This window comes from Bradyrhizobium sp. BRP56, from assembly GCF_020194035.1.
GTDB lineage: Bacteria > Pseudomonadota > Alphaproteobacteria > Rhizobiales > Xanthobacteraceae > Bradyrhizobium > Bradyrhizobium australafricanum.
Window position 1 is genome coordinate 1 of the sequence record NZ_JADYVV010000089.1, and the last position, 14,570, is coordinate 14,570.

Below are 14,570 nucleotides of genomic sequence, written 5' to 3' on the forward strand. Positions count from 1 at the left end.
GCTCGAAGCCGACATCCGTACCTTCATCGAATTGCACAACAACAACCCGAAGCCCTTCAAATGGACCAAGTCCGCAGACCAGATCTTGGCTTCCGTCAAACGCTTTTGCCACAAAGCCCAGCAGACTTTATGTGGCGAACTTTAGATTCATGTGACTAGGGCGCGGACTCATAACGAGCGGCGAGCCATAGCCGGATAGATGCAAGTTGGATGAAGGCAAGGTAGTTTCCAGCAAGCCTGTCGTAGCGCGTCGCCACCCGACGGCATTGTTTGATCCTGTTGAAGAACCGCTCGACGCGGTTGCGGGCGCGGTAGAGATACGGGCTGAAGCAGATCGGATCGGTCCGATTGCTTTTCGGCGGGATATTGGCCCATGCGCCCTTTTTCATGGCAAGCTCCCTGATCCAGTCAGCGTCGTAGCCGCGGTCGGCGAGCAGCATTGATCCGGATCTCAAACGAGAGAGCAGTTTACCGGCAAGTCGAACGTCGTGCGCCTCGCCAGGACTCAACGCAAGTTGTACCGGTAGACCATTGCTGTCGACCACCGCGTGGATTTTGCTCGTCAGACCGCCGCGTGACCTTCCCATCGATTGACGCCAGTTTCTTGTGATGCAGGCCCCATGTTGATGTACGCGAACAATGGAAGTGTCGATCATCTGCACGGCAGCATCATGGGCGCCGGCCAGTGCGCTCATGAGCTTGGCCCACACGCCGGCCCGTCGCCAGCGAACGAATCGATTGTAGCAAGTGGTGTACGGACCGAAGTTTTCTGGCAGGTCGCGCCATGGCGCTCCGGATCGCAAGACCCAGAAGATGCCGTTGAGGACACGACGGTCATTCACCCGCGGCACGCCGCGCGACTTATTCGGCAACATCGGCTTAATGACGGACCACTCATAGTCCGTGAGTTCGTAGCGCATGATTCGGCCCCTTCCGTTGTGTGGCTTGAATCATGGCTCGGCTGTCGGGCTCAACTGGTCGCTATGCACTCGAAAGCCGACCGATTATGCTCACCTTGAGTTTTGTCGTTCCTGACCCAATGTATGGTCCGGCCGTGCGTAGCAAGAGGTTCGTCGATCAGGTGGTGAGTGGTCTTGCATCAATGTATCCGGCCTTTGATTGGAGCATTCTCTCCGGGCCATCATGGATATCAGCGCGCGTGCGTTCTCATTAGCGGACAGGCCTCGATTGGGCCATTTGGGTCACCAGTGTTCGCATGCGCCGGGAAGACCGAACCTCCATCTCGTCTCATCCTCTCGCAGACCTTGGCTGGAACCTGTTGATGGGGTTACGTCATCGCTTGCTCCTCCTACCTCGCAGTTCCTGTGTTCGAGCCGGGGGCCGTTCCTTCGTCCCGGCCCGCAGGACGTGCGTCGCGTCGCGCGCACGGGCGGTCAAGGCCGGCCGTTGCGCTTTGCTTGCGGCTGGCTCCGGCGTTGCCAGGCCGCGCCTTGACCGCCCCGAGCACGGCGCGACGATCAAGCGGATTGGACGTCTGCATCGTTGGTCCTTGTCAGCTCGAAGGCGCGTCCTTTAGCCAGCACCGCCCAGGCGATGCGGGCAAGCTTGTTGGCGAGTGCGATCGCTAGCACGTTGTGGTGCAATCGCTTCTTGGCGGCTTCGATCCAGGATCTGAGTCCGTAACGTTCCCAGTTCTTGATCCTGACCAGCACCACCCATGCCGCCTGCACGAACAGAACGCGCAGGTAGCGATTGCCGCGCCTTGAGATTTTGCCGAGGATCGTGCGGTCTCCCGTCGAGATCTGCTTGGGCACCAGTCCGAGCCAGGCGCCGAAGTCACGGCCTTTGGAGAAGACGTCTCCAGTGCCGATCGCGGCTACCATGGCGCTCGAAATGATCGGCCCGATGCCAGGCACCGTCATCAGGCGCGAACATGCCTGATCTTGACGGGCCAGTGCTTCGATCTCGCCGGAGAGGCTATCGATGCGCTGATCCAGCCGGCGCCAGTCGCCTGCCAACTCCTCGATGACACGCAACATGCGTGGCGACAGGGCATCGGTGCGCGTGGCAAGGATGGTGGGCAGTTCTGTGCGCAGGAAGCCGATACCCTGGCGCACCGCGATCCCGCGTTCCAGCATGAAGGCGCGAATCTGGTTGATGATGCCGGTGCGTTGCGACACCAGCCGCTCGCGCACCCGATGCAGCGCCTGCAGATCCAGTTGCTCCGCGGTCTTGGTCGCCACGAACTTCATCGTCGGGCGTTGCACGGCTTCGGCAATCGCTTCGGCATCATTGAAGTCGTTCTTCGGTCCTTTGCTATAAGGGCGGACATATTTGGCCGGCATCAACCTGGCATCGTGACCTAGCGATGCGAGTTTGCGGCTCAAATGATGTGCGCCGACGCAGGCTTCCATGCCGATCAGGCAAGGCTGCATATTGGCGAGCCGCGCCTCCACCTGGCCACGCGACCACTTTTGCCGCAGCACGATGGCGCCGCGCGTATCGTGGCCCACGACGTGGAACGAGTTTTTGCCGATATCGATGCCGATCACGGCGATCGCAGTACTGGGTGTCTGGGACATGGCGTGCTCCTTGTCTTGGCGCCCCTGGCCAGCTTATCGCTGGCGGGGCAGGAGCACGGCCGGACCATCCCATTAGCAGATCTGAGGCGTTGCGCCGAGCCCCGCGAAGTAGCCAACGTGGTGATCTTTCTCGATAGGACGGCGCCAGCGCGATGGCTGGGCCGTCCTGACGGCTGATGCGGGGACCATCAATCGGCTAACCGGCGGTATCGAAGACAGCTGCCGGTCCTTCATGATGAAGGTCCGTCAAACGTGTGCTACGCAGTGGTTTGCACAGAAGAGCGACGCAAGCCGGTGCTCCATAGCCAAACGGCCGAAACCATAAAGTAGAAGGCACCGAACGCGGCGTAGCCGGCAACGTCACTAATCCCGACATTGGTAACAACCCCCGCCCGGTAGACGAAGAAGCACCCCGCCAGCGCCGACTGTGCGCCGCTGAGGATCATCGCCCATTGTGCGCCGGCCGATCCCCAGCGGCCCACGCCGGTCGCAAGCTGAAGAAGCCCCGCGACGACCGCCCATGCCCCGAAGATCAAAAGCACGGCATTCATGCTCCGCGTCAGCGCGATGGTGACCGCTATTGCAGTAATAATGCTAATGATGACATTGACCATCTGGCTCTTGCTCGAAGCAAGCCCACTGCTGCGTTGCGCGTCGAGATAGTTGGCGAGGGCATCCCACAAGGGATAGGCAACCAGCAGGATGGCCGCGAGATGGGAACGGTCTCTGGCGATCGTCAAGGCCGCAACCGCCCATAGAGCCGCGACGGCAGAGCGAATGAAATAGTAGCGCTTGAGCCAGGCATTGGCTTTCGGAGAAGGACGTGTAGTGCTGAGCGTCATGTGGTCTCTTCCTGGATGGCAGTTACCCGTCCGCCTGGTCATTATGTTTTCACGCCACGGCGTAGCAGAGGGGAAGCATCATGATTGTCGTTTCGCCTCCTTTGCGAGGCGGCGTCGGACAGGATGTAACCAACTACGAGGCGATGCCGGGAGCCGTTACTGAGGCCGAACGAAAATTTTGGACGGTCCTCACAGCCTGAGCAACGCAGGCCTGCATATAAATCGACTATTGCAATTAGGAACCGTTTGGTTTATATTGCCCGTATGATGACCATCAATACCAAACTTCCTGTGGGACGCCCCCGTGAATTCGATCTCGACGAGGCGGTGAGGCGAGCGATGCAAATCTTTTGGGATCGTGGGTTTCACGACGCATCGTTGCCTGATCTGCTTGCCGGAATGCAGCTTTCGAAGGGCAGCTTCTACAAGGCTTTCGGTGACAAGAAATCTGTCTTCCTGCGCGCCCTCGAGTTCTACACCGACGATGGCGTACGAAACGTCCAGGAGGTTCTGCGATCAGCCCCCTCGCCGAAGGCGGCAATCCGCAACGCGTTGGTGCGGTATGCGGATTTGTCGTCTGGGAAAAAAGGGGTGCGCGGTTGTTTCGGTGTGTTGACGGCTGCCGAGATGTTGCCGGGAGATCCCGACATCGCAGAGGTGATCAAGCGTCTTTTCTCCAGGCTTCAAGCCCTGTTCGCTGCAACGATCGCGAAAGGACAGGCCGCCGGCGAAATCGCCAATAGGTCCGATCCTGAAGTCATCGCGCACTTTATCGTCTCACATGCACAAGGCATGCGGGTGCTTGGTAAAGTTGGATCACGCCGCGACGAGATGCTGAAAGATGCCGATCTCCTGATGGAGATGCTTTTTTAAAAGCAAAATTAGGAACCAATTGGTTCCTATTGCAGTTGTGCCGATGGCACGCTTGGCTTTCCTGGGAGCTTCAATGTTCGGATATCAGCAACAGAGTCACCGATTGGACTGCGGCGAAGGTTACGGTTCGATATGAGGAACTCAGATGCCAGGCGCTCTATGCGGTTCTCGGTATTCGGTGCAATGGCGATCGTTCTCTCGGGTTGTGCCAGTCGCAGCGGCCTCGTCGAGGCCGATATCATCAGCACGCCGAGTGAGTACGCGCAACTCGTCGACGGAGTTTACACCTTACCAGCCGTCGACATATCCGGCGTCGATCCGGCGATGTTGCGCCAGCGCGTGGACTATACGACGAATGAGCCTGTCGGGACGATTGTCATCGATACGGCTGCTCATCAGCTCTATCTTGTCGAGGGCGACGGAAAGGCCATGCGCTACGGCATTGGCGTTGGCAAGGATGGTCTCGCTTTCGCAGGCACCGCGACCATTAGGCGAAAGGCGGAATGGCCGCATTGGACTCCGACCAAGAACATGATGAATCGGGAGCCTGCGCGCTATGGCCATCTCGCCAGCGGAATGGCCGGCGGGCTTGGCAATCCCCTTGGACCACGCGCGCTGTACCTCTTTCAGGGCGAACGGGACACGATGTTCCGCATTCATGGGACGACCGAGCCGGAGACGATCGGTCGCGCCGTTTCGAGCGGATGCATTCGACTCATCAACCAAGACATCATCGATCTCTATAGCCGGGTCAAGATCGGCAGCCGCGTCGTCGTCATCCAGGGCGGCCGAGCGGTGAGTTCTTGAGCATGGCCTCTGATCGCAGAGAGTCGGTCGGCCTTGGCCGATATCACGGGTCGCAATAGCGGCGAACGATTTGCATCGTCTGATAACAACTCGGAGAAGAAAGCATGAAGACTTGGCTCATCACAGGCTGCTCAAGCGGCTTCGGCCAGCGGCTCGCGCTCGCGGCGGCGGAGCGCGGCGATCAGGTCGTCGCGACGGCCCGCAGTGTCAAGACGATCGAGGATATGGCCGAGCCTTTCGACGGCCGCATGATCACCGTGCCACTGGACGTGACCGATGCGGCGGCAGCCAAGGCCGCGGTCGCAAAAGCGGTCGAGACCTTCGGCGGGTTCGACGTGCTCGTCAACAATGCCGGATACGGACTGCATGGCGCGATTGAGGAGGGGACGTCTGACGAATACCGGCCGATGTTCGAGGTAAACCTCTTCGGTTTGATCGAAGCCACCAGAGCCGCCCTGCCCGTCATGCGGCGCTCGGGCGGAGCGATCGTCAATATGTCGTCCGTCGCCGGCATCTCGGGCGGCGGAGGCGGCGGTTACTACAACGCCGCCAAGTTCGCCGTGGAAGGGATTTCCGAAGCGCTCGCCAGCGAGTTGAAGCCGTTCGGCATCCGAGTGCTGATCGTGGAGCCTGGGCCGTTTCGCACCGATTTCCTCGGCCGTTCGATCACAGTCGCCGCCAACGAGATGCCGGAATATGCCGGGACCTCGCGCAGGCACTATCGCGAAACCAATAACGGCAATCAGGCGGGCGACCCCGACAAGGCGATCGCAGTGATCCTGCGCGCCGTCGACGACGACGACGCCCCGCTTCACCTGCCGCTCGGCCCGGTCGCGCATGCTGCCGCCGAGCGAAAGCTGGCTGCCTTCCGCAGCGATATCGACGCCTGGCACGACATCACGATCGCTACCGATTTCGACCCGCCCGGAACGCGGGTCGCGAGCTCCGATCGAACGTCAACATCGACGGGACAGCGACCATGATCGCGACTCTGAAGGGTTTTGCCCAACAGCTGGTGCCGGTGAACGGCATCAAGATCAACGCCGTCACGGGCGGCTCAGGCCCGTCGATTCTTCTGCTGCATGGCTGGCCGGAAACATGGTGGGAATGGCACCATGTGATGCCGCAACTGGCCGCGCATTTCAGCGTGGTCGCGATCGATCTGCGCGGCGCCGGCTTTTCCGACTGTCCGCTCGGCGGCTACGACAAGGCGACAATGGCGCGCGACGCGCACGAAGTGATGGCTGCCCTTGGCCATCAACGCTACGCAGTGTGCGGCCATGATATCGGCGGAATGGTGGCCTTGCCGCTGGCTGCTGTCTATCGAGAGGCCGTAACCCACCTGGCCGTTCTGGACGTTCCGCTTCCCGGCTGGAGCGGATGGGAGGCGACGATCGCAACGCTCTGGCACTTTGGTTTCCACATGAGCCGGGATCTCCCCGAGCGCCTGATCCATGGCCGTGAATACGACTATGTTTCGAGCTTCATGGCCGAGCGGTTCTACGATCACAGCAGCTTCGATCCGGCGGATGTCGAGATCTACGCCAAAGCAATGGCGCTCCCCGGCCGCACCCGCGGCGGCATGGAATGGTATCGCACCCTCGCCGCCGACCACGCAGCGGCGCTTGAGTACAAGAAGCAACCGCTCGAGATCCCGGTGCTGGCTCTCGGCGGGGATCATCGCTTTGGTCCGCATATGGTGCCGATGGTCGAGGAATTCGCCAGCAACGTAACGGGCGGCTCGATCGCCCGCTGTAGCCACTATGTCGCGGACGAGCGGCCGGATGCAGTCGCAGCCGCTCTGATCGAGTTCATCGGAGCCCATTGAAACTCGGCGCCCGTGTCGTTGTGGGCCGGAGAAATCGCGACACTGCGGCAACAGAGCCCCGCACTCATCACGATCGATCAATTCAATCAGAAAGGACAACCCGTCATGACCACACCTATCATCCGCGGCGTCAACCATATCGGCATCACGGTGCCCGACATAGAAGCCGCGAAATCGTTCCTGGTGCAAGCTTTCGGCGGCCAGGTGATCTATCAGTCCTTCGGGCCGCAGGATCCGCCGCGGCAAGGCCCCGAATTCGAGCGGGCCGTCGGAGCGTTCCCGGGAACGGTCGTGCGTGGACAGGCGATGGTCAAGATCGGCACCGGACCCGACATCGAGCTGTTCGAAATGCACGGCCCCCAACAAGCCCAGCCGATCCGAGCGAGCGACTTCGGCATCACGCATTTCGGTGTCTACACCGACGACATCGACGCCTCGGTCACGCGCTTCGAAAAGGCCGGAGGCACACGCCTCACCGCGCCGCGCGCGATTCCTTACGCAACCGAGAAAGGTCTTGGAAACAAGGTCTGTTACTGCCGAATGCCATGGGGCACCACGATGGAATTCATCACCACGCCAGATCGCATGCCTTACCACGACCAGACGGCCTTGCGGAGGTGGCAAGACGAGGATTGAGATGAGCGGGACGGCGCCGGCTCGCGCCGTCGACATGCAGGTTGCACGGCACCGGCTGGGCGCTCGGTCCTCCGCGCGTCTTTTCGAAACAGAGTCCAAGCCGCCGTCTCATCCTCGATATGTGCCCGAATCGGCGGGGCAGCGCGATGCCGGACGATTCACACGGTTCGCGTAAACCGGGCAAGGGCCGTCCGGCGGCCGACATACATATCGATCGCAATCATAAACAGCGGACGCGCGCTGAATGCGAAGGTTCTGTAGAAAGTCGTCTGATGGCAAATGCAACAATGGTCGTGACCTGCAGCGGCGGCACATACTTCGATCGCGACTATTATGTCGACGTGCATCTACCGTTGGCGCTCGCATGCTGGCAGAAGCATGGCCTCGAAAGCGCCGCCGCCTTCTTCCCTCGAGACGTCAATTCGGTAGATGTTTCCGTCGGGTTTTATCGGTTTCGCGATGAGGCTTCGCTTCACGCTGCGCTTGCATCCGCCGACACCGACGCAATTATGGACGATGTCCCCCGATTTACTGACGCCAACGTTACCCGAATGATCGGAGCCCCGCTCTGACGGGCGGATGTCGCGATGCATCCCGTTAACTCGTCAATTCCGACTGGCAGGATCATACGCCTTACCAGTGGACGAAATTCCTGACATTGACGCCGGTCGCGGCCAAGCGTCGACCCATCTCGGAAGTCCGACAATGTCCGCTTTCGCGCCGTTGTTGGGGGACAAGCGGACATAGGTGCGCCTACTCTCAGCGGCAGAGTTTATGAGTACGCACCCTAGTTTACAAATGATCGTTTTACGTTCTTGCGGCGCCCATGGTTGTCTTTGGGCACGAGAGGGCGATCGGCGGACAGTCGAAGCGGATCTCGTAGTGCGGTGGCCAGAAAGCGACATCGCAAATACATAGGAAGAATCCGGACATGAACAAAACCCAGATACATTCCTTCGTGCTTCCCGATGCAGCAAAAGCATTTTTGCAGAAGGAACTAGCTCCCATCAAATATCCTGCCACCGCCTACGGATCTTATCTTGCGCAGATCTCCGCAGTGCGGTCGAAGATCGCCGTTGCGTTGACCGATATCCTGCCGTTTCTCTCGGAGCAGGTTCCTCCGTCAGCTCGCCCCGCGGCTATCGAGATTACGAATCTGCCGGTCGATGCGAACATCGACCGCCCTCCGTCCAATGGCGCGAAGCTAAAGCATATCCCAAAGGCGTCGTACTTGTCTGAGAATCTACTCGTTCTCTTCGCCGGGCTGTTCGGCACTCCCTTCTCGATGTCGTTCGAAAGCGAGAGCCTAGTGAACAACGTCATTCCCTTGCCGTCCGCCAAGTCGGACTTTAGCGCCCTCAGCTCTTCGTCGGATCTGAGCTTCCACATCGAGAACGCGGCCTTGAGATTTCATGACAATGGCCGCGACTGTGCGCCAATGGCGCTGTTCTTCACTGGAGTTGTAAGGCGCGGCTGCCTTGCCCTTGCCGATGCACTCCACCTCCGGGGCGTGGAAAGAATAATGCTTCCAGCCACGCTGACGCTGCTGTTGCGAGCGGATCTGCGAAGCGCGGCTGAGCGGGAGGACGAAGGCGTTCTCGAGCACAGCTCGACCTTCGATCTTGCGGCCGATATCGCGGATGATCGTACGCCTCCGACGGGGATCTCGTCGTATGCGTACGGATGATCCGGCCCAGCCGGCTGTGCAGGATGCGCAACTGCCGCTGATGCCGCCTGAATTGCTTGGCATGGGCGTAGCGTCCCGCCATCATTGCCGCGGTCTTGGCGACGCGAAGATAGGACTGCCGCAGCTTGACCCCGTGCTTCCTCGCCATGCGGTTGAGCCCCTTGATGGCCGCGTGCAGCAGCTTAGCATCGGTCGGAAAGGTGATCGCCTTCGGCTGCACGGTGGTATCGACCGTGACACGCTTGAGGTCCTGGCTGCGTAACGCGCCGGCTTCGTGCGCCACCCGCAGGCTCTCGGCCAACAGCAGCTCCAGCTTGTCGCCGAGCCGCTTGCGCCAGTGGCTCAGGTCCGAGCGCTCGTGCGGAAATGAATGCTGGAAGAACTCTTCGCCGGTGAAGTACTGGAAATACGGGTCGTGGACCCAGCGCTCGCACACCCCTTCGTCGGACAGGCCGTAAATCTGCTTGAGCAGCAGCAGCCCAATCACGAAGCGGGTCGCGATGCCTGGCCGGCCGTTCTCGCTGTAGAGCGGGGCGATCTCCCCATCGATCCAGTCCCAGTCGACCCTGCCGGCGAGCTGAACCAGCTCGTGCTTCATATTGATGATCTGGTCCAGCCTGGCCCGGAACAGATCGCCCGATCCCGTCGCCTTCTGCTTCTTCGGCCGCATCACCCCCTCCGATGCGACCACGGAATCATGACTGGCGATTCGACGGAATCTTGAAAATGAAATTGGAAGGTTCCGATCCCTGAAGCATCAAAACCCTGCAATCGCAAAAAAGCCGGTCTGTCAGATTACGATTCCACATCAGTCGCTTGGTCGCTCTTAACGGACGACTGCCTACTTCATGTTCACGCCGATGATGCGGTTGCTTTCAGCGATTATCCTGCGGAAGGGCTGAACCGCCATTTTGCAAAGCATTCACGTTATCGTACCCCGTCGTCGTGACGGCCGCTAAGCACATCGCTGTCCTGGGCCTGGTCGCCGATCTCCGCAGAACCGCTTCCAGAATCCGGCGCGTCGCAGTAGGCTTGCGACCGGTCGTCTATCGATAGCGCGCTCCTCCAGAAAGTGATTGCGGATGCGTTCCCGTTGCTCATCCGTCAGCCAAATCATTCTTTTTAGCGTCCTCGTCGTCGAAGGTTTCGGTCGCGCGACTAAGCCGAGATTAGGAATATATCCGTAACGAAGATTAGCCAGTACGCTACTTACAAGCCACGAACTTCTATAAACGCTTGGTCCATTGCTAGCATGACTTTGTCGAAGGCCGAATGTCCCTTGAGGTCACTTCGCATGGAACGACGCCGCCCGACAGCCTCAGCTTGCCGCTTACACTATTTCTTCTTCCTGCGACGTGGACGCGCCGGCTTGCGACCTCCAGGCAGGGTCTTGGGAGTCGTCGCACTTTTAGACGGCCGAATAAACAACTCGGACAAATGAACGTCCAGCGTCTCGGCGATGCGTTCGAGAAGATCAATTGTCGGGTTCTTCGATTGCCGCTCAAGAGCCCCCATATACGAGCGGTCAACCCCCGCTTCGTAAGCCAATTTCTCTTGCGAAATACCTCGCTCTACGCGGATTCGACGCACATTCCAGGCCACAATCGCACGAGTTTTCATGCGTAAAACATGTCATGAAGCCGGGGCTTCAAACCACTGGCTATAGTCCCGCTATTAATTTCTTCGCGAAAGCCGCCTGCAGCGCACACTCGCCTAAGCTTCCTCCGACCACGGCTTCGTATTCGGCAAGAGTGCGTATATAGCGCGACAATCAGGATGAGAGTCTCACCCTGATCGCCGCCGCGCATGCGTAACAACGACGGCGGTGGGGACGCCGCCAGCTCCGCCGCGATCTCAGCCGGGCGGACCGCGCCATTGCGACTAACAACTCCATCGAGATGAGCGGAGTCGACGACCCGCAGCCGGCGCCCATCCGATTGCAGTGTGGACGGCAACCTGGTGCAATCCATGGCGGATCCGCACTTCCCCGGCCACGATCGTCACCGCCATGCGCTCGCCAATAAGGCGCCATGGCACGGAGTAGCTGTTCGCGTCGATCTCGACGGCGCAATCATTGCCGACGACGTGGGTCAGTTCACGCAAGGGTCCGAACGACGGCTGTCCGCCGAGCGGTTTCAACCGATGTATCTCATCACGCGCAAAGCGGATGATCGGGGCGCCTCGCCGGTCGCGCCCTGGATGCGAACGTTCGCAACATCACGCTCCCATCTGTCGAGATGCGCCTCGAATGCTTCCCAACTTGGGAAGGAATGACCGGCGATCGCGTTCTTCTTCACGTAGCCGACGCCATTCTCCGTCTCGCCCTTCGTGCGCGCCCGATACGTCTGCAAACAATCTCGGCGTCGACCGCCCGATGGCGCGCAGGCTCGATCAACCATCTGAGCGTGTCTCGCTCACCGGCCTCGAGGACGGCCAGCCGCTCACCTGCCGCATCAGATTCGTTCTCCACGGCTGAGAGCCCACGGCTGAGGCTCGAGGCATCGAGCTTCAGGAGACCGGCGAGCAACAGGCCGAGCGCACGCCAATCGTCGAGGAACGACATGATAATCGGTGCACCTGCGGATTTCGCAAAGACGACGAGCGGCGCTTTGTCCGCCTCCGACAATCGGACGCACCACTCAAAGCTGCCAAGCCGGAAGTCGGGCGCTGTGGCAGACGCCGTGAAGACCGAAGAACTGTCGAGACGGCCATAGACCAGTCCCTGGTTGTGGACGGCTTCAAGCGCCTTCGCCAGACGCTCGGCGTTGCGCCAGAGAACGATGCGCGAGCGCGGGACATCAAGATTGTTCAGCCAGTGATCGGGGCGCGCATGCTTGACCATGGTATCGAGTGGCGCGAGATCTCGCGGCATGGCCAGAAAGAAGGCATCCGACGCCTCGCCGTACCGCAGCAGTTCGACGATGACCTTGTCGGCGCCTGGATAGGCGAGCACACGCTGTGCCTGGCGCATTTCATGCTGCCAAATTTCACGAAGATCATCGTCGACCGCTGAGCCGGTCTTTTGCCAGTATTTGAGCACGACTGGCTGGTCGTCGCGCTTGTCGTGGGCCGAAATGATCGCCGATTTGAGCGGCTCACCACCGGGGGCCGAGAGGTATTGGTCCCCAAGGTCGAACTGATCCGTCAACGGCCGCAGTTTTTTCAATGTGCTCGGCATCAACTATGAGCTCAAATGGAGCATCTGCTTTGGCGCGGCGGGCGTTTGCACATGCAATGATTTTCAGTATTCGCAGCCAACTAACGATGGTATCGAAATTTGCGTCGGCAACGTCCCGAGCAGCGGGATAGCCTGATTCGGCGAGCTGAATTTAACAAGAATTGTCACCGGCATCCGCCGGTCGCAGCAGTATGTCTGAAATATCCCCTGCGAGCCCTTCCGCGTCCGCACCCGCTCTGGTAGCTACCCGCCTTGCCGGGGCCGCCGCAGGCAGCCACCCGGCACCGGTTCAGATTAAGCCAGAAATACCGCAAATTAACTTTTTATATCAACCACTTATAGCTATACTGCCTGATTCTTCGTCGCCTTGGATGAGCTTCTTTGGGGAACGGAACGTCCGAAAAATGCTGCATAGTTCGGACGGACAAATCTTGCCGACGACCGAAATTTGCATCATATTTCGGACATGCTTGATCAACCGACCACAGACCTCCGCCCGCGGCTCATTGCCCGCATCGACGCAACGCCGACAGAGGTATGGACACCCGGTGATTTCGCTGATCTCGGCAGTCGCGCGGCCGTCGACAAGACGTTGCAGCGTCTCGTTGCGGCTGGCGAGTTGCGCCGCATCGACCGCGGGCTCTACGACCGGCCGCGAAAGAGCAACCTCACAGGCAAGCCGATGGTCCCCGACTATCGCGCGGTCATCAGGGCTGTGGCGCGCCGCGACCAGGCCCGCGTCGTGGTCGACGGGATGACTGCCGCGAATGATCTCGGCCTCACCACGGCCGTGCCGGCGCGCATCGAGGTCCTGGTCGACGCTCGCCTGAAGCCGATCAAACTTGGAAAGCAGGTCATCAATTTCAAGTCGGCGGCACCTAGCCGTCTTTATTGGGCCGGACGTCCGGGCATGCGCGTCGTTCAGGCGCTCTATTGGATGCAGGATATGATGGCGGGGAAGGACGATCGACAAGCGGTAGAGAACGTCCTCAGCAAGCTGTTCGCAAACCCGCAGCATGGAAAGGAGATTCGCGACGATCTCCGTGCAGGTCTTTCAGCTATGCCGATCTGGATGCAGGACTTTCTCAGGCCCTTGCTCGAACCTGACGACGCGGCGGAGGATCACGCGTGAGTAGCGCAGCCTACAAGGAGGTCATCTCCGCCGCACCCGGCGAGAAGCTTGATCTTTTCCTGACGACGGCGAACCGGCTCGGTGCGCCGATCGGAAACGTCGAGAAGGATTTTTGGGTCTGCTGGACCCTCAATGCTCTCTATCACGAACGGCCCGCAGGAGGTCCGCGCCTTCTCTTCAAGGGCGGGACGTCGCTGTCGAAGGCATACGGGCTGATCGAAAGATTTTCCGAAGACATCGATATAACGGTGTTTCGCAACGATCTCGACGAGTCTGCTTCAGTCGAAGAACTCGAGATCGATCTTGTCGAATAAGAAACGCCGCGCTCGATTGGATGCGATCCGGGACGCTTGCCGCAGCTATATTAGCGGTCCGCTATACGCCTTCCTGACCGAACATCTCGCCGAAGCGACGAGTGGACGCGGACGCCTCGAGATCGACGCGTCGGATGCCGACGGGCAGACGCTTCTCGTCTGGTATCCCGAGGTTGAACCGCGCGACGAGGCCTATGTGCGGCCGGCAGTCCGGATCGAGTCCGGAGCGAAGTCGGCGCTTGACCCGAACCACCTGGCGAATATCCGTCCTTACATTGCCGACGACGTGGCAGGCCTCGAATTGACGGTGCCGAACGTCACGACGATCGACGCCGAGCGCACGTTCTGGGACAAAATCGTGATCGCTCACGGGCTGCGCCGCTGGTTCGAGCGCCGCGGTGAGCTGCGCCAGGAAGGCCAGCGCATTTCGCGGCACTTCTACGACCTGTATTGCCTCTTCGCCTCCGACATCGGCCGGTCGGCGGTCAAAGATGCCGAATTGGGGGCCGACTGCGTCCGTCATGCTCTCATGTTCTTCAACCGGCCTGATTACGATCTCGTCTCGGCCGTGACCGGATCGTTTGCGCTTGCGCCGACTGCGGCAATGATCGACGCGCTCGCGCGTGACTATACGAACATGACGCCAATGATCTTCGGCGAGGCTCCTCGGTTCGAGCAAATCCTCGCGTCGATGGAAAAGATCGAACGCGCGGTGAATAGGACGCGCTAG

13 protein-coding genes and 4 pseudogenes are annotated in these 14,570 nt (G+C 60.0%); 9 read left to right on the forward strand and 8 right to left on the reverse strand.

The annotated features are described in order from the left end of the window. A pseudogene (locus I6F38_RS38830) lies at window positions 1-145 on the forward strand (IS630 family transposase); the annotation flags it as partial. Window positions 146-155: 10 nt separating this feature from the next. Here I6F38_RS38830 and I6F38_RS38835 read toward each other — a convergent pair. The 3 genes from I6F38_RS38835 to I6F38_RS38845 all read right to left on the reverse strand — a co-directional run bounded on the left by I6F38_RS38835 (window position 156) and on the right by I6F38_RS38845 (window position 3,385). After that, on the reverse strand, window positions 156-920 hold the full coding sequence (locus tag I6F38_RS38835; RefSeq protein WP_014498598.1) for an IS5 family transposase: 765 nt from the start codon (window positions 918-920) through the stop codon (window positions 156-158). Between the two features lie 558 nt (window positions 921-1,478). Continuing rightward, window positions 1,479-2,543, reverse strand: coding sequence for an IS110 family transposase (locus I6F38_RS38840; RefSeq protein ID WP_011088795.1), 1,065 nt, complete (start codon window positions 2,541-2,543; stop codon window positions 1,479-1,481). Window positions 2,544-2,800: 257 nt separating this feature from the next. Then, window positions 2,801-3,385 carry a DUF308 domain-containing protein gene (locus tag I6F38_RS38845; protein WP_009734588.1) on the reverse strand — a complete coding sequence of 195 codons (585 nt, stop codon included), beginning with the start codon at window positions 3,383-3,385 and terminating at the stop codon, window positions 2,801-2,803. 264 nt (window positions 3,386-3,649) lie between these two features. On the opposite strand from I6F38_RS38845, the gene I6F38_RS38850 reads away from it, so the two are divergent. The 6 genes from I6F38_RS38850 to I6F38_RS38875 all read left to right on the forward strand — a co-directional run bounded on the left by I6F38_RS38850 (window position 3,650) and on the right by I6F38_RS38875 (window position 8,101). After that, on the forward strand, window positions 3,650-4,258 hold the full coding sequence (locus I6F38_RS38850) for a TetR/AcrR family transcriptional regulator (protein WP_011090904.1): 609 nt from the start codon (window positions 3,650-3,652) through the stop codon (window positions 4,256-4,258). A gap of 159 nt (window positions 4,259-4,417) precedes the next feature. Next, window positions 4,418-5,065, forward strand: a complete 648-nt coding sequence (locus I6F38_RS38855; RefSeq protein WP_014498601.1) for a L,D-transpeptidase — start codon at window positions 4,418-4,420, stop codon at window positions 5,063-5,065. Between the two features lie 104 nt (window positions 5,066-5,169). Further along, window positions 5,170-6,048 carry an oxidoreductase gene (locus tag I6F38_RS38860; RefSeq protein ID WP_011090906.1) on the forward strand — a complete coding sequence of 293 codons (879 nt, stop codon included), beginning with the start codon at window positions 5,170-5,172 and terminating at the stop codon, window positions 6,046-6,048. Next, on the forward strand, window positions 6,045-6,893 hold the full coding sequence (locus tag I6F38_RS38865; protein WP_011090907.1) for an alpha/beta hydrolase: 849 nt from the start codon (window positions 6,045-6,047) through the stop codon (window positions 6,891-6,893). The genes I6F38_RS38860 and I6F38_RS38865 overlap by 4 nt, the downstream gene beginning before the upstream one ends. A 105-nt stretch (window positions 6,894-6,998) precedes the next feature. Then, on the forward strand, window positions 6,999-7,529 hold the full coding sequence (locus I6F38_RS38870) for a VOC family protein (protein ID WP_026192141.1): 531 nt from the start codon (window positions 6,999-7,001) through the stop codon (window positions 7,527-7,529). A gap of 146 nt (window positions 7,530-7,675) precedes the next feature. Next, a complete protein-coding gene (locus I6F38_RS38875) occupies window positions 7,676-8,101 on the forward strand; it encodes a hypothetical protein (protein WP_223153792.1) in 426 nt (141 codons plus the stop codon). Between the two features lie 463 nt (window positions 8,102-8,564). Here the strand turns inward: I6F38_RS38875 and I6F38_RS38880 are convergent, their stop codons facing one another. From I6F38_RS38880 to I6F38_RS38900, 5 genes and pseudogenes are all read right to left on the reverse strand, one after another. After that, window positions 8,565-8,918, reverse strand: coding sequence for a hypothetical protein (locus I6F38_RS38880; protein ID WP_014498603.1), 354 nt, complete (start codon window positions 8,916-8,918; stop codon window positions 8,565-8,567). Between the two features lie 73 nt (window positions 8,919-8,991). Then, window positions 8,992-9,886: pseudogene (locus I6F38_RS38885) on the reverse strand (IS5 family transposase); the annotation flags it as partial. A 665-nt stretch (window positions 9,887-10,551) separates the two neighbouring features. Next, window positions 10,552-10,836: a helix-turn-helix transcriptional regulator gene (locus I6F38_RS38890; RefSeq protein WP_014498605.1), complete on the reverse strand. Its 285-nt coding sequence runs from the start codon at window positions 10,834-10,836 to the stop codon at window positions 10,552-10,554. 266 nt (window positions 10,837-11,102) lie between these two features. Further along, a pseudogene (locus I6F38_RS38895) lies at window positions 11,103-11,558 on the reverse strand (IS21 family transposase); the annotation flags it as partial. Continuing rightward, window positions 11,510-12,394, reverse strand: coding sequence for a hypothetical protein (locus I6F38_RS38900; protein ID WP_014498607.1), 885 nt, complete (start codon window positions 12,392-12,394; stop codon window positions 11,510-11,512). The gene I6F38_RS38900 and the pseudogene I6F38_RS38895, both read right to left, overlap by 49 nt. 466 nt (window positions 12,395-12,860) lie before the next feature. On the opposite strand from I6F38_RS38900, the gene I6F38_RS38905 reads away from it, so the two are divergent. Then, entirely contained in the window at window positions 12,861-13,526 is a 666-nt protein-coding gene (locus I6F38_RS38905) for a DUF6088 family protein (protein ID WP_014498608.1), read from the forward strand. Then, a pseudogene (locus I6F38_RS38910) lies at window positions 13,523-14,570 on the forward strand (nucleotidyl transferase AbiEii/AbiGii toxin family protein). Before I6F38_RS38905 ends, I6F38_RS38910 begins: the two are co-directional and overlap by 4 nt.